Source organism: Moraxella caprae DSM 19149 (genome assembly GCF_000426885.1).
Lineage (GTDB): Bacteria > Pseudomonadota > Gammaproteobacteria > Pseudomonadales > Moraxellaceae > Moraxella > Moraxella caprae.
On record NZ_KE384585.1, the window covers coordinates 2270 to 24253 of the forward strand.

At 46.6% G+C, this 21984-nt stretch carries 12 protein-coding genes; 7 read left to right on the forward strand and 5 right to left on the reverse strand.

From position 1 onward, the window contains the following. From K941_RS16175 to K941_RS16180, 3 genes are all read right to left on the reverse strand, one after another. A partial coding sequence (locus tag K941_RS16175; protein WP_036388609.1) for an ESPR-type extended signal peptide-containing protein occupies positions 1 to 3905 on the reverse strand: 3905 nt, incomplete at its 3' end. 938 nt (positions 3906 to 4843) lie between these two features. Further along, a complete protein-coding gene (locus K941_RS0113650; RefSeq protein WP_029104016.1) occupies positions 4844 to 6193 on the reverse strand; it encodes a NarK family nitrate/nitrite MFS transporter in 1350 nt (449 codons plus the stop codon). A 355-nt stretch (positions 6194 to 6548) separates the two neighbouring features. Further along, entirely contained in the window at positions 6549 to 7847 is a 1299-nt protein-coding gene (locus K941_RS16180) for a transglycosylase SLT domain-containing protein (RefSeq protein WP_051226106.1), read from the reverse strand. A gap of 1009 nt (positions 7848 to 8856) precedes the next feature. Here K941_RS16180 and K941_RS0113660 point away from each other — a divergent pair. The 5 genes from K941_RS0113660 to K941_RS0113685 all read left to right on the forward strand — a co-directional run bounded on the left by K941_RS0113660 (position 8857) and on the right by K941_RS0113685 (position 16842). After that, positions 8857 to 10629: an acyl-CoA dehydrogenase C-terminal domain-containing protein gene (locus tag K941_RS0113660; RefSeq protein WP_029104017.1), complete on the forward strand. Its 1773-nt coding sequence runs from the start codon at positions 8857 to 8859 to the stop codon at positions 10627 to 10629. 227 nt (positions 10630 to 10856) lie between these two features. Beyond that, positions 10857 to 13163 carry a site-specific recombinase gene (locus K941_RS0113670; protein ID WP_036388611.1) on the forward strand — a complete coding sequence of 769 codons (2307 nt, stop codon included), beginning with the start codon at positions 10857 to 10859 and terminating at the stop codon, positions 13161 to 13163. A 5-nt stretch (positions 13164 to 13168) separates the two neighbouring features. Further along, positions 13169 to 15067 (forward strand): helix-turn-helix domain-containing protein, encoded by a 1899-nt coding sequence (locus K941_RS16185; protein WP_084137789.1) that lies wholly within the window; start codon positions 13169 to 13171, stop codon positions 15065 to 15067. Further along, the gene (locus K941_RS16190; protein WP_051226107.1) at positions 15064 to 16095 is read left to right on the forward strand and encodes a type I glyceraldehyde-3-phosphate dehydrogenase; all 1032 of its coding nucleotides are present in this window, start codon (positions 15064 to 15066) and stop codon (positions 16093 to 16095) included. The genes K941_RS16185 and K941_RS16190 overlap by 4 nt, the downstream gene beginning before the upstream one ends. A 102-nt stretch (positions 16096 to 16197) precedes the next feature. Next, the gene (locus K941_RS0113685; protein WP_051226108.1) at positions 16198 to 16842 is read left to right on the forward strand and encodes a hypothetical protein; all 645 of its coding nucleotides are present in this window, start codon (positions 16198 to 16200) and stop codon (positions 16840 to 16842) included. Positions 16843 to 17164: 322 nt separating this feature from the next. Here the strand turns inward: K941_RS0113685 and recR are convergent, their stop codons facing one another. Together recR and K941_RS0113695 are read right to left on the reverse strand one after the other, a co-directional pair. Further along, complete coding sequence (gene recR, locus K941_RS0113690; RefSeq protein ID WP_029104021.1) at positions 17165 to 17758, reverse strand: recombination mediator RecR; 594 nt, start codon at positions 17756 to 17758, stop codon at positions 17165 to 17167. After that, positions 17758 to 18090 (reverse strand): YbaB/EbfC family nucleoid-associated protein, encoded by a 333-nt coding sequence (locus K941_RS0113695; protein ID WP_029104022.1) that lies wholly within the window; start codon positions 18088 to 18090, stop codon positions 17758 to 17760. The genes recR and K941_RS0113695 overlap by 1 nt, the downstream gene beginning before the upstream one ends. Positions 18091 to 18485: 395 nt before the next feature. On the opposite strand from K941_RS0113695, the gene K941_RS0113700 reads away from it, so the two are divergent. Then, positions 18486 to 19772, forward strand: coding sequence for an FAD-dependent monooxygenase (locus K941_RS0113700; protein ID WP_051226109.1), 1287 nt, complete (start codon positions 18486 to 18488; stop codon positions 19770 to 19772). Between the two features lie 321 nt (positions 19773 to 20093). After that, entirely contained in the window at positions 20094 to 21953 is a 1860-nt protein-coding gene (gene rpoD, locus K941_RS0113710; RefSeq protein ID WP_029104024.1) for an RNA polymerase sigma factor RpoD, read from the forward strand. Positions 21954 to 21984: the final 31 nt, after the last annotated feature.

Below are 21984 nucleotides of genomic sequence, written 5' to 3' on the forward strand. Positions count from 1 at the left end.
AAGGTGGTTTGGTCGCCAATGGTGGTCAAATCACCCTCAATGTTGGTGTCTTTTAAGTTTGAAGTGCCGTTGACTGTTTGATCACCCACCACAGTTTGTGAGCCACCCACCAAAGAGTTGCCTGCTGTGGATGAATTGCCCAGCGTGGTGCTGTCGCCAACAGTTAGGCTGCTGCCTAACGTGGTGCTGTCGCCGCCGATGGTTGCATCGCCTGCAGTAGCAAGTGTGCCTGTTGATAGGCTGCCATCATCGCCCAAATCCACATTCTTCACCAATTCAACTGCAATGGTGCCATCATCTTTTGTGCTGGTTTTGATGTTTTTAGCGGTAGTGGCGTCGCCTGTTGCACCGCCTTCAACCTTTAACACTTGATCTTTGGTGCGAGTGATTTCTCTACCATCGTCAGAAGTGTATTTCATCGCAAGGCTGTTTGCTGATTGTTCAATCGCTGTGTGAACTGCATCACCGCTGACGGCTTTGGTCTCGCCATCTGTAACGGCGCCTGATCCTGTTGTTAGATCAACACCTTGGCTTGCGGTGATGGTTTCAGTTGCAGATAAAGTGCCTGTCACTGCGGTGTTGCCGCCTAGGTTGGTATCACCTGTCACATCAAGACCTTGTTCAGCAGTCACCTTGCCTTGTAGAGTTGAAGTGCCTGTTACGGTTTGGTTGCCAGTAACTTTTTGATTGCCATTGACATCCTGACCGCCGTTTACCGTTTGCTTGCCTTCAATGGTTGAAGTACCTGTTACGGTCTGTGAGCCATCCACAGTTTGTGCGCCTGTGATTGTGGTATCACCATTTAAATTGGTAGGGCCTGTCACATCAAGGCCATTTTGGGCGGTGACTTTGCCTGCTAGCGTTGATTTGCCTGTTACATTGATGGTATCAGTGGTTGTACCGCCTGTTACTCCCAAACCATTTTGAGCATTGACTTGACCTTGTAATGTAGAAGTACCAGTCACGGTTTGATCACCATTAATGGTAGATGTACCATTAACAGTTTGATTTCCACCAATGGTTGCATCACCTGTGGTTTCTAGTGTGTCGGTATTTAAGCCATTAGTAACTCTTGCACCGCCATTTAGATTTGATTCACCTGTCACAGTTTGTGAGCCAGTCACAATTTGATCACCACCAATTGTGGCATTGCCTGCTGTTGTGAGCGTGCCTGTGCTTAGACTGCCATCTGTGCCCAAATCCACATTCTTCACCAATTCAACAGCAATACTACCATCAGCATTTGCGGTGGTTTTGATATTTTTAACGGCTGTTACCTCACCTGCGGCTTCACCTTTGACCGTCAAAACATCGTTTTTGGTGCGAGAGACAATTACGCCATTGTCGCCTGTGTATTGCATCGCAAGGCTGCCTGCTGATTGTTCAATCGCTGTGTGAACTGCATCACCAGTAACGGCTTTTGTATCCCCTTGAGCAACAACACCAGATTCTCCAAGCTCAACGCCTTTTTCGGCAGTGATAACCTCGCTTGCAGTGATGGCTTCAACAGTGGTGTTACCCTTCACATCCAAACCGCCGTTTGCAGTGGTTTTTCCTGTCACAGTCAAAGAATCTTGAAGATTAGTCGCACCAGTTGCTGTCAATGTATCGGTGTTTGTACCACCTGTGACATTCAAACCACCTTGAACGGTTGCGCCGCCATTTAGATTTGATGCGCCTGTCACAGTTTGTGTGCCTGTGATGGTGGTATTCTCCAAGTTGGTTTGACCTGTCACATCCAAGCCATCACCAGCGGTGACTTTGCCTGCTAGCGTTGATTCGCCTGTTACATTGATGGTATCAGTGGTTGTACCGCCTGTCACAGCAAGACCAGCGCCAGCGGTAACTTGACCACTTGCTGTTAAACCTTCAACGGTAGTGCCACCTTTAACATCCAAACCATTTTGAGCATTGACTTGACCTTGTAATGTAGAAGCACCAGTCACGGTTTGCGAACCCATCACAATTTGTGCGCCATTAATGGTAGATGTACCATTGACAGTTTGATTTCCACCAATGGTCGAATCGCCTGTTGTGGTGAGTGTATTTAAGCGTGAATCACCAGTCACCACCAATTCACCAGAGGTGGTTGTACCTGTCACATCTAAACCAGCCCCAGCGGTGACTTTTCCTTGCAATTGCGAAGTGCCTGTTACATTGATGGTATCAGTGGTTGTACCGCCTGTCACATCAAGACCAGCGCCAGCCGTCACTTTTTCACTGGCGGTTAAACCTTCAACGGTAGTGCCACCTTTAACATCCAAACCATTTTGAGCATTGACTTGACCTTGTAATGTAGAAGTACCAGTCACGGTTTGATTTCCACCAATGGTTGCATCACCTGCGGTGGTGAGTGTATCTGTAGACACAGAATTTAAGTCAGTCAGATCTTTATTGAGTCTCACGGTGACATCGTAGCCCGATGCCTCTGTGGTGATGTTGTCTCCGCCTTTCACAGTGAAAAAGGCGTTGTCTTTATTCACTTCATTAGTGTCACCAGAATCACCTTTGACTGTAAAGCCTTGCAGCTTAGAATCGGCGGTGTCTTGCGCTGTTTGTGCTTTTCGGTTGGCTTGTTCGGCCTTTGTTTGAGCCGCAAAGGCGGCGGCGGCGGCGGCGGCGGCATCTTCTGTGGCTTTTGTGGCGCCTCTTTGCGCTGTATCAGCGGTGTTTTTGGCCACTCTGGCTTGGGTGAGTGCGTCATCGGCGGTTCTTTGAGCGGTGGTGGCTGTATTTTGAGCAGCAACGGCTTTTTTATCAGCAGCAGCAGCATCTCTCACGCCCTGATCCGCTTGTGCTTTAGCAGCAGCGGCGGCTTTTTTGTTTGCGTCTACTTGTGTTTGCGTGGCGTGTAGCTGCGAGCCATTCACCGCATCTGTACTGCTTGCGCTTACTCGTCCAGCTGCCACATTCTGAATTTGTCTTTCTTTGCCAGTAGAGCCAACGCTTAAAACGCCATCAGGCCTGCTTCCAGCGTAATTATTAAAAGTGGTTGTACCAACAGTATTGCTCGCTGTGCCCTGTGCAGCTGTCGTGGTGGATCCTGCGCCTAACGCCACAGAATTTGAAGTTGAAGCCGTTGAGCCTGCGCCCAGCGCCAAAGATCCTTCCGCTGCTGCCAGAACACGCGCTTTTGAACCCAAAGCCACACCTTTGTTGGCTGCTACATAAGAATTGTTTTGATCATCATAGCTTGCACCTGATTGAGACGAACCAATCACCACTGAATCTGTTGCGTTATTTCTGGTTTGTGCCGAGCTACCAATCACAATGTTTTGGTTTCCCTTTGTGCCTGCAGCCACGCCAAGCACCACAGAACCTTCGCCTAGTGCCGCAGATTGTCGCCCGATACTGATAGCGTTTTGACCTGTGGCATAAGCCGCTGCACCCAATGTAATGCCGTGATTGTCAGCCTGTGCACCAGGACCGATAGCAATCGCACCAAGTTGTTTTGCGCTGGCTGCATCACCAATGGCAGTCGCCGCATTCAGCACATTAGCAGAAGCACCGATAGCAACCCCAGAGCTCGACAAATTTTTACCGTTTGATGAAACAACGTTGCCACTTTTGGGAAGCGGATTGCTTGGGTTTTGATAATGAAAATGCGTGTTCACAGCGCCGCTGGCATTAGCACCATCACCAATCACCACAGCGCCTTCTAAGGTGGATGTTGCTTGCTTGCCGCCCTTAGCATTGACGATTGTTGACTGGGCCGCCACAGCCGACATGCTCCAAACACAAGATGCCAATACAGACAAAGCAAATACTTTTGTTGGCATCAAAAAGCCAGATGCTGTACTGGCATTTGTTTTGCTTGAGGCGGTAGTGTGTGATTTTGCAAATTCTGCCACAGCCACAAAAGTGCCGGTTGCTTTGTTGAAAATCACCTTATAAATATGGTTCATAGACGATTCCTAAAGTTTAACAATTAGAATTTAATAATTTGATAGTAGTCCAAAAAGTATGCTGAAATAGGTTTTCCGTTCGCTCTAAGCCTGCCTGCGGGTAGGAAAACCGTTAGGTTTTCCCAAGCTCGCCACGAACGGTTTTTTGTAGCATACTTTTTGAACCAAAGCCAATAATTTATATTGAAAAAACATAAAGTTTATAAAAAATCAACAAGCCAAAGCCCCTCTCTAAACAAGCAACCAATATGCAAAATTTAGAGAAGAGGCTTTGAAAGTCATTTTTGATAATTTTTCCAATAGACTTCCTGCAAAACTAGGCTTTCCGTTCGCCCCGAGCTTGTTGAGGGGTGGCGGAAAACCGTTATGGTTCGACAAGCTCACCACGAACGGTTTTCCTTATTTTTGGGTTTTGCAGGAAGTCTAATATTACCATATGAGAACTTGATGTTTGTTTGTATTTGTTTTTCGCCATATTTTATTTATCAATACTGCAATCACAAATACGCAGTTACAACAAACACTTTTTTCAAATAAATCAAAAACAAGGTTTATCATAAAGGCTTGATTTTTAAAACCTATTGCTTGATCTTGTAATTTATTTAACAATTACAAAAAATAGACACAACAATTTTAATAATTATAACAAAGAAATGCAACGATTGAGAATTTGTTTTGTTGTTGATTTGTTAAAGTTTTGTTATTGATTTAAAAAAATAATCAACTTTATCAAACCAACTATTTACATGTTGTCTACTTACATTTGCATGTCGTTTCTTTACATGTTGTTTACGCGTTTTATATATTGCTGACGCATTGTTTGTTTTTTGGAAAACAATGAATGACGATATTATAAATCTTTTTAAGACTTGTTTTGTATCTTTAGTGCAACAAAAAACAGCCCATGGAGAGCTGTTTTTGACGTCTTTATGGTGCGATTAGCACGGATACTCTGCCCCTTTACGGCTATAATACCACCATGTAATCACAAGGCAAATCACATAAAAAACAATAAGCATGATAAGCGTGCTGTTCGCCCCGAACCAGCCGAACATCTTGGGAATAAAGAACCCACCATAAGCAGCGAACGCCCCTGTAAAGCCGACCACCGCCGCCGATTCTTTTCTGGCGACATTGACAAGGTCGGGCGAGTTTTTGCGTTCGTGCAGGGTGCGAAAGATGACAGGAATCATGCGAAACGTCGAGCCGTTGCCGATACCCGTGGTAATAAATAGCACCATAAAGCACGCAAAATACCCTGTAAAACTACCGCCTGTGCCATCTCTTGGCAAAAAGACAATCACGCCAACGGTCGCTGCCGCCATGACAATGAAGTTAAAAAACGTCACCCTAGCCCCGCCCATCTTGTCAGCGAGCCAACCCCCAACAGGACGAAACATCGCCCCAACCAAAGGTCCAAGAAAAGCGACTTTTAGCGGGTCAACATCGGCAAAAGACTGCTTGATAAGCATGGGAAACGCCGCCGAAAAGCCGATGAACGAGCCAAACGTGCCAAGATATAGGATGCACATAACCCAGTTGTGATAGCGTTTGAAAATGACAGACTGGTCCTTAAAAGACGCTTTGGCGGACGATAAGTCATTCATAAAAAACCACGCAAGTATCGCCATCAAAGCGATAAACGGCACCCATACAAAGGTAGCGTTGTGCAGATACAGGGTCTTGCCGTTATCAAGCGTCACACCCGTGCCAATGATTGACAAGCCGATGACCGCAGGCACAACAAACTGCACGGTAGAGACGCCTAAGTTGCCAAGCCCTGCATTTAGCCCCAAAGCCGTGCCTTGCTTGGATTTGGGATAAAAAAACGAGATGTTGGACATACTAGACGAGAAGTTACCCCCACCCAACCCACAAAGCAGAGCGATGATGACAAAGACACTAAATGGCGTATTGGGGTTTTGTAGAGCAAAGCCCATCCACAGCATGGGAACAAGCAGGCTTGCCGTGGACAGAGCCGTCCACCGCCGTCCACCAAACACAGGCACCATAAACGAATAAAAAATCCGCAAAGTCGCCCCTGATAAGGCAGGCAAGGCGGTAAGCCAAAACAGTTGATCTTTGGTAAAATTAAAGCCAGCGTCAGGCATACGCACGACCACCACCGACCAAATCACCCACACCGCAAAGCCTAGCAGTAGAGCAGGAATAGAAATCCATAGGTTGCAACTGGCGGTCTGCTTACCGCCATTTTCCCAAAACTCATCATCTTCGGGTCGCCAGTCGTGAATCACGCCCCCGCCTTTTAGTTCATTTTTTGCACTCATGTTGCCCCCTTAGGGAATTTTAAGATTTGGGGTTATTTTAAGGGGAATTGGGCAACTTTTCGCTTATCCTAATGATGAATAAGGCAGGGGGCGGATGCTACTTTGGGGGTAGGTTGGGACATGGGCATAAAAATGACAGCCACTTGGACTGTCTAGGGCGTATGCTGATCGTGTTAGACACACTCAAAACACCTTTATATCAGGTTTTTTACCCTATTTTCAACTTATACAAGCGATTGATTTATCAAGGGCAAATTGCAATTTACTCCTGCAATCTAAAAAAATAATTTTCTAATAATTAGGGCGTAAATGGTAGGGACGCCCTAATATCACCAAATGGCATCTTTACCATCAATCAAACTTGCATGGTTTTGATGCTTTCAAGATACGCACGAATGTTTGATACATAGTGCATGCACTGTACATATCGCCCATTTTTACTGGCATTGCGAGCCAGATAACCATAAACCTCTGCCCAACTGTTACCATCTCGCCCTTTGGCATTTAGCTCACTCTGAATGCGTTTGACGGCATTAGGCCCCATGTTATAAGACGCCAGCACGAACCACAAACGCTCCGAATCTGGTACATCTGTATAGAGCTTTTCTAGCACTTCTAGGTATTTGGCACCGCCTTGGATACTTTGGACAGCATCGGTACGGTTTTTCACACCCATTGCTTTGGCGGTGTCTTGGGTTAGCATCATGAGCCCCTCAACACCTGTGCGTGAGATGGCATTAGGGTCAAGGTGCGATTCTTGATAGCTGATGACTGCCAGAACTTGCCAGTCGTGGTTATGAGCTTTTGCCCCGTTTTTAAACGCTGTTTTATACAATGGCAGACGCTGTTTTAACGCTCTTTTAAAATGCTTATCACTGTACTCATTTGCCAACAACGTTTGATCATAAAAACGTGCCGTAGAGCCTGTGATTGCCAACTCATCAGGACTGCATAAAAAGTTTTTGGCATGCTGTACCAGACTGTTATCCTTGGTATGAAACACGAGCGACGTACTGGCATTAAGACCATACCCTGAGACTTTTTTTGCTGTGTCAGCATTACACGCCAATGGCACGCTTGCCATGCCTTCGTGACTCTCGCCAAGCAGTCCATCGACATCGCCTGCCTTAAAGGCGTTTAGAGCTTCTTGCTCAGTGTCATAGACTTTAAGATTTAGGCTAACGCCAAGTCTATCGGCATAGCGGTCGGCAATGTCATGACCAAAACCATGCTGAATGTCGCCATGGTTGAACACCGTGCTGTCACCCTTAGTCGTGGCGATGACAATTTCACCCTTTTGTTTTACGCCATCTAATGCAGACATGGCAGATGATGGCGTAGAATCCATGTTTGGCGTCAAAAAACCCTTGACGGGCAAAGAAAGCAGTGACGCCGTGCCAAGACACAGCACCCATTTGGCAAGGGTTGCCACGGGTTTGTTTGGAGTATTTAGTCGTTGGGCAAATTTACCAAAAAGACTTTTTTTGGTTTGTTCGTTAAGCTCCGATAAGCATAGGGCGGATTTTTGAATGATAAATGGCTTAAATGTTGTCGCTTTAAAATTTGGATTGGTGTTATTATTGTCTAATACTGCTGGGTTACTGGCATAAAATGAATAATAAAATCGGTGATTATTGGTGCGAATGATTTGCATAATATTCTCCTATCTTACCGTAAACACCGCACGATTTACATCATAAATAACACAATACAATAATATGTGGTGCGATTGCTGTGTTAGATATCCATGTCATCCATGATGGGTCTTCAAGCACTTCTAAGCCATTACGCTTAGGGTTACTTGACATCAATAGATAAGACAGATAAATCATGATGATATCGCCATCAAGCCTGTGGCTTGGATTTATCCATGATGACAAGTTTAGCCAATCATCATAGGGAACATCATCACGCAACAACCAAACGGTTTAACTAAAATTTGGCAGTTTCTTCGCAGTGGCTTAACCATCAATAATGCCAATATGATGATAATGACATATATGCCATGATTAAGCGAAAAATAAATTAAGGTTAGAATAAAAACTTAGCTTTAATATAGGCGATTTGGCTAAATGGTCAATCATTACATTGTAAACTGACGATAGACGGTATTAATCTATAGATAAATAGCATAAAGTAGCAAATATTCACAAAACCTGCGATGATTGTAAAATAATTTTTAATCAATTTATTATAAAATAAAAATTGCAATATAATTTTGTAAACTTATCAGTCATTTTTAAAAAGATATTATATATCAATAAGTTATATCAAATTTTTACCATAAAAATAACCAAAATCAATGCTTTACTTTTTATAATTTGGCTCTGGTTCAAAAAGTATGCTACAAAGAAAACCGTTCGTGGCGAGCTTGGGAAACCTAACGGTTTTCCGACCCGCAGGCAGGCTCAGGGCGAACGAAAAACCTAGTTCAGCATACTTTTTGGACTACTATCTATAATTTTAATTAAAAATTATAAAACAATTGTTCATATTTATTAAATGAGAATGATTTTTGATTATTATTATGTTTTTCAAGTGTTTATCAGCATCTTTATAAATGACTCATCAGTTCAAATCAGCCCTTGCCAAATGACCATTTTTTGGTTAAATTTTATCATGATTTTTCACTTTCTATGTTTAAAGGACACAAGGACATCGCCATGACCCTATCTTATACCGCCCCCCTTGATGAAATGCGTTTTGTGTTAAACGACATTTTTGACGCCCCAACCTTTTGGCAAAACACGCCTGCCCTATCCCATGTGGATAGCGACACGGTGGACATGATTTTGGACGAAATGGCAAAATTCTCCACGTCCACGCTTCTGCCCTTAAACCAATTGGGCGATGAAGAAGGGGCAAGTTATCTAGGGAACGGGCAAGTCGCCACGCCACAGGGCTTTAAGGACGCATTTAGAGCCTATGCTGATGCTGGCTGGATAGGGCTTGGGGGCGACCCTGAATATGGCGGGCAAGGCATGCCAAAAATGGTAAGCATGCTTACCGAAGAGATGCTGTTTGCCACCAACCAATCATTCGCCTTATATCCCAACCTTACCGTGGGGGCGACATTGTGCCTACTGGCAAGCGGTAGCGATGAACAAAAGGCTCTATATTTGCCCAAGCTATACAGTGGCGAGTGGTCGGGGACGATGTGCTTGACCGAACCGCACGCAGGGACGGATTTGGGGATTATCAAAACAAAAGCTGTCCCCAACGCTGACGGCTCGTATGCCATCACAGGCACCAAGATTTTTATCACCGCAGGCGAGCATGATCTGACAGATAACATCGTTCATCTGGTACTTGCCAAAACACCCAACGCCCCAAAAGGCTCAAAAGGCATATCGCTGTTTATCGTGCCAAAATTTTTGGTCAATGCAGACGGCAGTTTGGGCGAGCGTAATGGCGTATCGGCAGGCTCCATTGAGCATAAAATGGGCATCAAAGCGTCCGCCACTTGCGTGATGAACTTTGACAACGCCACAGGTTATATGGTAGGGGCGGAGAATACAGGCTTAGCAAGTATGTTTGTCATGATGAACTATGAGCGAGTTACCATGGGGCTACAAGGGCTTGGGGCGAGCGTACTTGCTTATCAAAACGCCTGTCATTACGCCCACGACCGCTTACAAGGGCGAGCCGATGGCGGTGTCAAAAATACCGATAAACCTGCCGACCCCATCATTCATCATGCGGACGTACGCCGTATGCTCCTAAACGCTAAGGCAAACAGCGTGGCTTCTCGCACCTTTGCCATGTATGTCGCTCGTGAACTTGATACAGCTAAGTTCTCAGACGATGACAATGCCAAAAAGACCGCTTCCGCCAAGGTTGCCCTACTCACCCCGATTGCTAAGGCGTTTTTGGCCGACATGGCATTTGGTGCCACCATTGACTGCCAGCAGGTATTTGGCGGACACGGCTACATCCGTGAGTGGGGCATGGAACAAATCGTGCGTGATACTCGTATTAGCCAGATTTATGAAGGCACGAACGGCATTCAAGCCCTTGACCTACTCGGGCGAAAAGTCGTCAAGGACAACGGACGGGCGATGAGTGCGTTTATTGATGAAATCAAAGCGTCTGTAAGCACCCTGCCCGATGGCCCATTAAAGGATGAGACCCTAAGAGCGTGCGATACGGTGGCGGATTTGACCGCCGAGCTTATCAAGGTTGCAACTGCCGACCCCAACGCCATTAACGGCTCGGCAGTGGATTATCTACATACGGTGGGCTATCTGTGCTATGCCTATATGTATGTGCTGACCGTCAAGGCGTGTGCGGATAAGGATGGGGATTTTTATGCTGATAAAGTCCGTCTCGCTGACTATTTTACCGCTCGTATCCTGCCACGCCTGCACGCCCATGCGGTCATGACAAAAAATGGGGCGGATAGCATCATGGCGTTTGATGAAGGGTTTTTTGGGTAATTTTATGCGATAAATTTGTGCCATATATTCGCACCATATAAAAATCGGGCGAATGTCCCGATTTTTATTTTGTCATCATTTTTCAAATAACTCTCTTTAAATAGGTAAAACAACCTATTTTGCCATTTTATCAAACCACAAAAAATATTCCGCCATTTTAAATTATCCCCAAAAACTGTGCTAAAATAGTCCATTTATCAGTTATCTTGTATTTTTAAGGACAACCATTGCTAGATCACAGCTCTGACTTACGCCATATTTTACAATACATCAGCCTACTCCAAGAGTTGCCCGAGCCTTCGTCTTTGAAACGTTTCATTGACGCACTAAGAGTAACGAGTGATGACGAAGAAGCGGTCAATGCCAAAATCCGTGAACTCATTGATATTTTAAAAGAAAATCCTAAATACGGTGCAGGACTGGCAGCGTTTATCCTGCGTCTAACAGACAACTATCAGCGTATCACGCTCTATGCAGATACGGGCATCATCTCTGATGACAGCTTTTCACACAGCATTAACCGCTTGATAGGACATCGTTTTTTGCCCCTACTGCCCAAAGAAGACTCCGTGGTGGAGCTTGCTCACCATCTGTTTGACGGGGCGACCGATGAGAAATGGCTGTCACTCATCACGCCTGAGCATTGGGATGAGCTGGTGGAACTTATCAAGGTTGATGAGCAGAACCTAGAGCTGGTCGCCAGTGCCAAAAACAGTATCCTAAACGCTTTGGTCATCTTATCCTATCGCATCAGTGGTATTGGACTACACACTGAGATGATGGATACCTATCCACAGGTTTTAAACTACACCGCCGCCTTTGTCGCCCAAAACCAAGAGACCGTCCTGTTTGTCAATCAGTATCGCCAGTCCCATAACTTAGATGCCATGACCGACACCATGCCTGATGTGGACATTGACCCTGCTCCTTTGCTTGTCATGCTAGAGCAATGCCAAGACATTGTTGATAATATTCGAAAACGGGTGTACAAAACGGGCATTTCCATTCGTATGACCAACATGCTCGTTCGCTTAGAGCAAAGCATTCACCGCATGCATATCTTGCTTGAACTCGTCTCTGACAAAAACAAAAACCGCGACAAAGCCATCGTGGAGCTAACCCAAGAGATTGTCCGCACCGCCAAAACCCGATACAGCTTTGGCTATCTCATCAAAAATAACACCCGCCTACTGTCTCGTAAAATCACGGAAAACTCAGGTCAAGTGGGCGAACATTACATCAGTACCGACAAGCTTGGCTACAAAAAAATGTACAAAAAGGCGGCCATTGGTGGTTTTCTCATCGCCTTTATGGCAACCTTAAAAATCCTAGGCTCATCGCTCGTGCTTGCCCCCATTGGCAAAGCGTTCATGAACAGCATGATTTATGGGCTTGGCTTTGTCGGCATTCACATCGCAGGGGGAACGGTCGCCACCAAACAGCCCGCCATGACCGCCGCCGCCATCGCCTCCACCATCTCAGAAGGATCTAGTAAGAAAAAACAGCTAACCAAACTTGCTGAGTTGGTCGTGGACATCATGCGAACGCAGTTTATCGCCATCGTGGGTAACATCTCCATCGCCATGCCCATCGCCCTACTCATCGCCTTTGGCTGGGTGCAGTTCTATGGTGAGACGATGATTAGCACCGAAAAGGCCGCCTACCTGCTCCACGAGCTTGACCCCTTGCGTTCACTCTCCTTGCCACACGCTGCCATCGCTGGGGTGTTTTTGTTCCTATCAGGACTTATCTCGGGATATTATGACAACCTTGCCGCCTTTAATAAAATCGGCGAACGGGTCAAACGTCATCACCTGCTTGCTCGTCTCATGCCCCAAAGCTGGCAAAACCGCCTTGGTAGTTTTGTAGAAGCCAACCTTGGGGCGATTATGGGAAACTTTATCTTTGGCTGTTTTTTGGGCAGTACCGCCACCATCGGCTACATGCTCGGACTGCCACTTGACATTCGCCACATCGCCTTTGCCTCCGCCAACCTTGTGCATGGGCTGTTTTTCTTATCCCCTGATGATTTGACATGGCAACTTGCCCTGTATGCCTTTGTTGGGGTATTGCTCATCGGCATGGTAAACCTGATTGTTAGTTTTTCACTGTCACTCATGATTGCCCTACGTTCCAAAGAAGTGCATTTTAGCCAGTGGAAAGATTTGGGCGAGCTGATGTTCAAGCACTTAATCACACACCCAAGGGACTTTTTTATTCCTAGAAATGAAAGCGTTAAATACGCACGTATTGACAGCGAAGGGCGGATTATCTATGATGACAATGTCAAAGAGACCGCCATTCCTAGCGGTTCGGTCGTCCGTCGTCTGGGCAATAAAAAAGCCGACCCCTTAAAAGACATCCAAAATGCGGTCAATGTCGCCAAAACCGACCTAAGCCAAGGCACGCTCAATAAAGTCAAGCAAGATGATAAGCCCATCGAAGCAGGCGAGATGGGGCTTGACATGAATAGCGAGACCAATGCCAAAAACCCACTACCCAAACCCGACAAACCGCCACAGCTACCAAAGTAAATACCATGAAACAAAGTATTGCGCTTGATATTTTAAAAACAGGACAAAACGTCTTTTTGACAGGGCAGGCAGGGGCAGGCAAAACCTACGTCCTAAACCAGTACATTCACTATCTGCGAGTGCGTGGCATCTCAGCTGCCATCACCGCCAGTACAGGCATTGCCGCCACGCACATGAACGGCATGACGATACACGCATGGTCTGGCATGGGCATTAAGGACAGCTTTACCGATGAAGATTTTAAACGTCTAAGATATCGCCAAGCCGTGACCGACCGCCTAAGAGACGCTAAGGTACTCATCATCGATGAAATTTCCATGCTCCATGCTAAACAAGTGGATTTACTGGACGAGATTTTACGCACCATTCGTGAAAATGACGCCCCTTTTGGTGGGGTGCAGGTGATTTTCTCGGGCGATTTTTTCCAACTGCCCCCTGTTGGCAACAAAGGTGAGAGCAACAAAGAAAAGTTTGCCTTTATGGCAAAGGCATGGAAAAGTGCCAATTTTCAAATCTGCTACCTATCAGAACAGCACCGTCAAGCAGGGCATGATGAGCGTGAACGGTTTGGCATGAGCCTAAACGACATCTTGAACCAAATCCGCCATCAGGACGTGGACGCTCTTGCCCAAGACATCTTACTTGGCACTCGCCATAACGACATCAGCGACAATTGTACACGTCTGTACACTCATAATGGCAACGTGGACAGCATCAACCAAGAACAGCTTGCTCTGCTAGATGGCGATGCTCACACCTTTGACTGCACCACCTATGGCGATAAAGCCTTGATAGAAATGCTCGCCAAAAACGTCAAAGCCACCCCATCTTTGACCCTAAAAGTCGGGGCTCGTGTCATGTTTGTCAAAAACAACCAAAACCTTAGTGTCTCTAATGGCACGATGGGCGAAGTGGTTGATTTTGTCGCCCTACCACAGGCAAACATTGATGGTAATAACGAGTCCGCCAACACCATCAAATACCCCATGGTACGACTCAATAGTGGTCGCATGGTCTATGCCGAGCCTAACGAATGGACGATAGAAGATAACCAAGGCGAGATATTAGCCAGTTACAGCCAAATCCCCCTTGCCTTAGCATGGGCAATCACCATTCACAAAAGCCAAGGCATGACCCTAGATGCTGCCGAGATTGATTTATCTCGCACCTTTGAGATGGGGCAGGGCTATGTCGCTCTCTCTCGCCTGCGGTCACTGGACGGCTTAAAGCTCCTTGGCATGAACAAAAACAGCCTACTGTTAGATGAATGGGTGTTTCACGTCAATAACCGTCTATTAGAGATTGCAGACGAACAAGCCGAAAAGTTCTACGCCTTAGATGATGACACCCTAAGCGAGATTCACAAACAGTTCATCATCGCCTGTGATGGCATTACTGATGATGCCATCATCGCTCGCCAAGAAAAACTTTTGCAAAAAGTCAAAGATGAGCAAGCCCGCAAACAGCACATCAACGCCAACCAAACCCAAGGCAAATCGCCCACCCAAGTCGGCAAAACCCTAGATGAGACCCTAGCACTCATCAAAGAAGGTCTTAGCCTTGATGAGATAGCACAAAAACGTGAGCTTGCCAAATCGACCATCATCAGCCACATCACCGAGCTCATCGAACGTGATGGCAAAGACGACTACCTGCGTTTTGCCCCCAGTGATGATGAGCTACACGCCATCAAAGCCATCTATGATAAGCTCGACACCCAAGGCGAATTTGAAGGCGGTATCAAACTCAAACCCATCGTAGAGATGAGTGGTAGGGGCAATGGCTATTACAACATCGCAAGGCTGGCGTTGGCATTTTTGGACATCTCCAAAGCCGATAAAGCCGACACAACAGACACGGCAGATGACAGCAAAATAGCTAGCACCAACAAGGATAAGCCATGACCCTTCGCCTTGCCATCAACGGTTTTGGACGCATTGGGCGAATGCTACTGCGTGCGTATTTGTCCGACATCACAAGATTTGACCGCCTTGACATCATCGCCATCAATGACATCGCAGACGCTCACACGCTCCTGCATTTATTAAAATTTGACAGCACGCACGGCAGACTGGGTGTGGATGCACATCTACAAGATGAGTATTTGATTTTACAAAAAAACGGGCAAACCCTATGTCAGATTTTACTACTTAACCAAAAAAGCCCCACTGACATCGCATGGGGCGAGCTTGACATTGACGTGGTGTTAGAATGCACAGGGTGTTTTCGCTCCTATGATGATGCAAGCCTGCACCGCTTATCAGGGGCAAAACAAGTCATCATCGGCTCTGCCCCCTTTGATACGGTGGATGCCAGCGTGGTCATGGGGGTCAATGATGAGATACTGCATACCAATTTACCGATTATCTCAGGCGTGTCCTGCACCACCCAAGCCCTAGTCCCCCTACTGCACACCTTGCAAGTCTATGGCATAGACAGCGTGATGATGACCGAGATTCATGCCGTAACCGCCGACCAAACGGTGCTAGACCAAGCCCATCGAGATCTAAGGCGAGCAAGAGCGTCAGGGCAAAACATCATTCCCACCACGTCAAGTAGCATCAATGCCAGTGTGCGGGTATTGCCATTTTTACAAGGCAAATTAAGTGGGCATTCTATCCGAGTGCCAACGGTCAATGTCGCCTGTATTGACATTACGGTCATCTTTGAAAAAGACCCTACCCTTGACGACATCAGAGAGCTACTAAGGCACACAAGCCAACACCGTCTCTGTGGGATTATGGATTATACCGATGAACCGCTTGTTTCATCTGACTTTATCGGCGATACCCATTCGCTCATCATAGACGGCTCTCAGCTTATGCAGGCAGGTTGCCAATTTAAAATCCTTGCATGGTATGATAATGAAGTTGGCTACGCCAATCGCTTGCTTGATATGTGTATGGCGTTAAGCAAAGCAAAACAATCCTAGTACCCATATCCAAAAACAATCTAAAAAACAAAGAGTTACATAACATCCATGCAACCATGCCGATAGTGTGTTATATTATGCATTTTTACCAATCGTATTAACATGACTGACCGTTTTATTTTACAAGAAGTATTGACCGATGATGTGCCGTTTCGGGTGCATAATGTCAAGATAGACAAATTCATCTATGAGCAGGATTTGCCACTCATGCTGTTGGCTCATTATGACCGCCTAAGCGATGAGCTAAAGATTCAAAAGCCTTTGACTGACTTTTTTGGGCAGATGAACGACAAAGTAACCACGGCACAGGCGTGTGCGATTTTTGGGGTCAGTCCCGACAGCCTACGCCCTGCCACCCACATCAAAATCACAGGCACGAGTGTCATCGTGTGGGATGAGTTTCCCCTTGCCCTGCATTTGCAATTTACCAACACCGCCAAAGACAGCCAGACCACCGATGAGCGTGACATCACCCAAGCAGTCGCTGACGAGATTGGCAACATCCTACTGTCAGGCAACGTCAATGTCCTGCACAAAAACACCGCCAAGGAGCTGGTGAGTATTGATTTGTCTGATGATGAATTTGTCATTACGCCCAGCGATAACTATACTCGCCTGCCCAACAGTCACGCTCTTGCCACCACCCAAATCCTAAACCACATCAGACACACCACCCCCCAAGCCATGGCATATCTAAGCCATGCTCTACGTGATAAAATCATGGAGCATGTACAAGAGCGGTTTTAGGGTTTTGGGTGTTTTATCTATCGCATATAAGGCGTGCTCAGCACACCCCTACATACAAACATCATTGCGTTTGTAGTAATTTTCAAATTTTTTGGGTGTATTTTTTATTTCAAGTAACCCGCGCATTAAAAAACGGTTGGGCAATCCCAACCGTTTTGTTTGCAATATAGTAAAAAATCAGCTCTGGTTCAAAAAGTATGCTACAAAGAAAACCGTTCGTGGTGAGCTATGCCTGCCCATAACGGTTTTCCTACCCGTAGGCAGCTCAGGGCGAACGGAAAACCTAGTTTGGCATACTTTTTGGACTACTATCAAAAATCAACTATAAAAACGCCCGATTTTGTAAGGCTTGGTGCAAGGTTAGGCTATCGACATAACCCAACTCCCCGCCCATAGGAATGCCTTGGGCTAAGCGAGTGATGTTATCCACGCAGGCTTTTAGGGCGTCATGGATAAAAAAGGCGGTGGTCTGACCTTCGACCGTCGCCCCCGTGGCAAGAATCAGCTCGCTAATGGCGGACTTTTTGACCAACGCCACCAACTCATCCATGTGCAAATCATCCGCCCCGATACCGTCCAAGGGCGACAGATGACCGCCTAGCACAAAATACCTCCCACGATACGCCCCACTTTGCTCAATCGCCACCACATCGGATGCACGCTCCACCACGCACAGCTGACTGTCATCACGGCGGACATCAGCACAAATGGGGCAGATGTCATCATCGCTAAATGAATGGCAGATTTGACATTCTTTAATCTCATTCATGGCAATCTCCAAGGCATAGGCAAGTGCCAAGCCTTGGGAGCGTTTTTTGGACAGTAGTTCTATCGCCATGCGTTGGGCAGACTTTTGCCCGACAGATGGTAGGATTTGCAAGGCTTTGACCAACTGGTCAAATTTGGGGGTGAGCATTAACCGAACAGTCCCTGCATGCCCTTGGGCAGACCCATGCCCGTGGTCGCCCCCGCCATGATTTCCTCTGATAGCTCATCTGCTTGACGTACCGCATCATTAATGGCGGCAGCCACCAAATCTTCAATCATGTCAGGCTCATCACCCATCAAACTTGGGTCGATAGATAGGCGTTTGACCACATGGCGACCTGTCATGGTCACTTTTACCAGTCCGTTGCCTGCCTCGCCTTGAACTTCTTTTTGGGCAAGGGTTTTTTTGGCGGATTCGACGTTTTGCTCAACCTGCTTTTGCATGGCTTGGGCTTGTTGCATGAGTGCTTGAATGTTCATCATAAACTCCAAAAAATGATAAATTGTGGGTAATATGGTTAGCCATTATAACAAAATTTTAACTTAATGGGAAATTGTTATCATGGGGCGTGTTGAACATTGATAACATTTTTGTAGAATATGGTATAATTTAACGCTTTAATCCATTTTTGCATGAAAAATGGCTATCCAACCACTTAATCGTGTAAATTTTCAAAATTTTACCTTAATTTCTTTAAATTAAGTGGTCGGATTGTGGCTCGAAGTCAAAAGTTCGTTTGATAGAATGACCATCAAACTTCACTTTTTCCTTGAAAACGGGCGATTCCCCTGCTTTTTTAAACAGGCATTTTTCATTGCAAATACCAACATTCAACACGCCCTAATACACCATCCATTTATCCAGCGAGGCAGTCATGACAGCCCCACACTCCGATACCCCACCCGAGCATAACCACGTCATCGTCATCGGTGGCGGTCATGTCGGACTGTCCTTTGCCCTGCTTTTGGCTCATCAAGGCATTTATAGCACGCTGTTGGAGACGGTTAAATACCCGACCATCGCCCCCGACCAAGACCGTGAACGCCAATCCTATCTAGACAGTCGCAACACCGCTTTGTCTAGGCGTAGCGTGCAGATTTATCATGAGATCGGGCTGTGGGATGAATTGGACAGCCATGCCTGCCGTATTGACAAGGTGCTGATTAGCGAGCTTGGTAGCTTTGGGCGAGCGACACTTGATAAACAAGCGGAGAACGTTGAGAGCTTTGGCTTTGTCATGGAAAACGCATGGCTAGGACGGGTACTGCTCCAAGCGGTCAAGGCAAGCCCCTATATCCGCCTACATGATAACACCCAAGTGACCACCATCAGCCAAGATGACGACATGGCTCATGTCACTACCATCAGCCAAGATGACGACACGGGCAACGGCAACATTCAGCTATCCGCCCCACTGGTTGTGGCGTGCGATGGTCAGCACTCGCCTGCTCGCCACATGCTCGGCATAGGGGCGGACAGTCATGATTATGGGCAAGTGGGTATCGTTGGTGTGGTTGAGACAGACACACCACACAAGCATGTCGCCATTGAAAAATTCAGCCCTGCTGGACCGTTGGCGGTGCTACCCCTACCCGACAGTGCAGATGGCAAATATCGCCGTTCGGTCGTCTTTATCTGCCCAAAAGGCGATGAACACGCCTACTTGCATGATGACGCTCACTTTTTGGCGACATTGCAACAAGTCTTTGGCACAGATGCAGGGCAGTTTGTACAAGCAGGCAGGCGTGGGACATACCCTTTGACCAAAGTATTGGCTCATCGGCAGGTCGTCGGTCGCTGTGTACTCATGGGCAATGCCGCTCACACACTACACCCTGTGGCAGGTCAAGGCTTTAATCTATGCCTAAGAGACGCCTACGCTCTTGCCAAACTTTTGGGCGAGAACCTACAAAACGCCAAAAGCGGTAAATTTGGCATGACCACCCCCGACTTTGGCAACCAAGCCCGCCTGCTAGGTTATGAGCAGTCCCGCCAAACCGACCAAAAGCGAGTGATTAAATTCTGCGACACCATTGTTGGTAGTTTTACCAGCACCAACCCTGTCATGAAAGTCGCTCGCAATGTCGGACTGATTACCTTTGACAAAATCCCCTTTATCAAACCGATGGTTGCTACCTATGCGATGGGGTTAAAATCTTGATGGTTTGGCGTGCCTGCTTTTTATAAAAAATGCGGTAGTGGTCTAAAAAGTATGCCAAACTAGATTTTCCGTTCACCCTGAGCCTGCCTGTGGATAGGAAAGCCGTTAGGTTTCCCAAGCTCGCCACGAACGGTTTTCCTTGTAGCATACTTTTTGAACCAGAGCCAAAAATGCATTTTAAAATTAGGATTGAAGCATGATTTTTAAAATTTACCACACGCCTTTTATACCCCCTTTAAAAAATCAAGCCCAACCCCCATTTAGCACCCAACTGTGTTATAATTGACCGTTTCAATCACTTTTAGGCATGAGCGAGAACCCATGAGCGAACATTCTACTTCCCAATTAGCCGCCCTTATTCAGCTTGGCAAAGAGCAAGGCTATCTGACCTATGCCGAGATTAACGACCAACTGCCCGAATCCGTCACCGAAAGCGACCAAGTAGAAGACATCATCGCCATGCTGACAGACGTAGGCATTGCCATTTATGAAGTCGCCCCTGATGAAGATGACATCATTTTGGCAAACTCAGGCAGTGATGACGACATGGCAGCCGATGAAGCAGCGGCGGTGTTAGCCAGCGTTGAGACCGAACCGGGGCGTACCACCGACCCTGTGCGGATGTACATGCGTGAGATGGGGACAGTGGATTTGCTCTCTCGAGATGGCGAGATTAGCATTGCCAAACGTATCGAAGAAGGCACCCGAGAAGTACAGTACATCATGGCGTACTGGCCTGGCACAGTCAAGTTTGTGCTTGATGAATACGCACAAGTACAAACGGGCGAGAAAAAAATCTCCGATGTGGTCACAGGCTTTTTATCGCTAGATGACAGCGATTTTGAAATCCAAGAGAACGACACAGAGATTGACCTAAAAATCAATGAAGCTGATGATGACAGCGACACCGAAGAAGAAGACGATGATGACAACGGCATGAGCATGGACGCTGACAGCGATGACAGCAGTCTTGACCCCGAAGAAGTCAAAGCCCGCTTTGATGAAATTCAAAGCCTGTTTGACAATGCCAAAAAAATGCTTGAAAAACATGGGCGTAACAGCGAAAAAGCCAAAGCCGCCTATGATGAGCTTGCCACTCGCTTTATGCTCTTAAAACTCAACAACCGCCTATCTGACCAAATCATGGCACTCATGCGTGAAGTCTATGAAGATGTGCGTACCACCGAACGCCAAATCATGCGTTTGGTTATTCGTAAAGGCAAAATGCCCCTTGATGAGTTCAAAAAAACCTTCCCCAGTAACGAGACCAACATCGACTGGCTGGCTCACCGTATTGATGGCAAACCTGCCTTTGCTGGCACCTTAGAAGCGGTCATGCCAGATGTTGTTGCCTTACAAAAGAAAATCTTGGCACACGAAGAAAACCTACAAATGAACATCAAAGACATGAAAGCCGTGGCACGCCAAATGGCAATCGGGGAAGCCAAAGCTCGTCGTGCCAAAAAAGACATGGTTGAGGCCAACTTACGTCTGGTTATCTCCATCGCCAAAAAATACACCAACCGTGGTTTACAGTTCCTTGACCTTATCCAAGAAGGTAACATCGGTCTTATGAAAGCGGTAGACAAATTTGAATACCGCCGTGGTTATAAATTCTCAACCTATGCCACATGGTGGATTCGTCAAGCCATCACTCGCTCCATCGCTGACCAAGCACGCACCATTCGTATCCCTGTACACATGATTGAGACGATTAACAAAATCAACCGTGTCAGCCGTCAGCTACTCCAAGAGATGGGGCGTGAACCCACCCCCGAAGAGCTGGGCGAACGCTTAGATATGGATGAAGCCAAAGTGCGTAAAGTCCTAAAAATCGCCAAAGAGCCGATTTCCATGGAAACCCCCATCGGTGATGATGAAGACAGCCACCTAGGCGACTTCATTGAAGACAGCACCATTTCAAGTCCTGTTGAGAGTGCCACTGCCGAAGGCTTGCGTGAAGCGACCCGAGAAGTGCTAGACAACCTAACCGAACGTGAAGCCAAAGTGTTAAAAATGCGGTTTGGCATTGACATGGCGTCCGACCACACCTTAGAAGAAGTGGGCAAGCAGTTCGATGTTACTCGTGAGCGTATCCGTCAGATAGAAGCCAAAGCCCTACGCAAACTTCGCCACCCATCTCGCTCTGAGCATTTGCGTTCATTCTTGGAAAGTGATTGATTTTTTAAAATACCCAAAATAACCACCACAG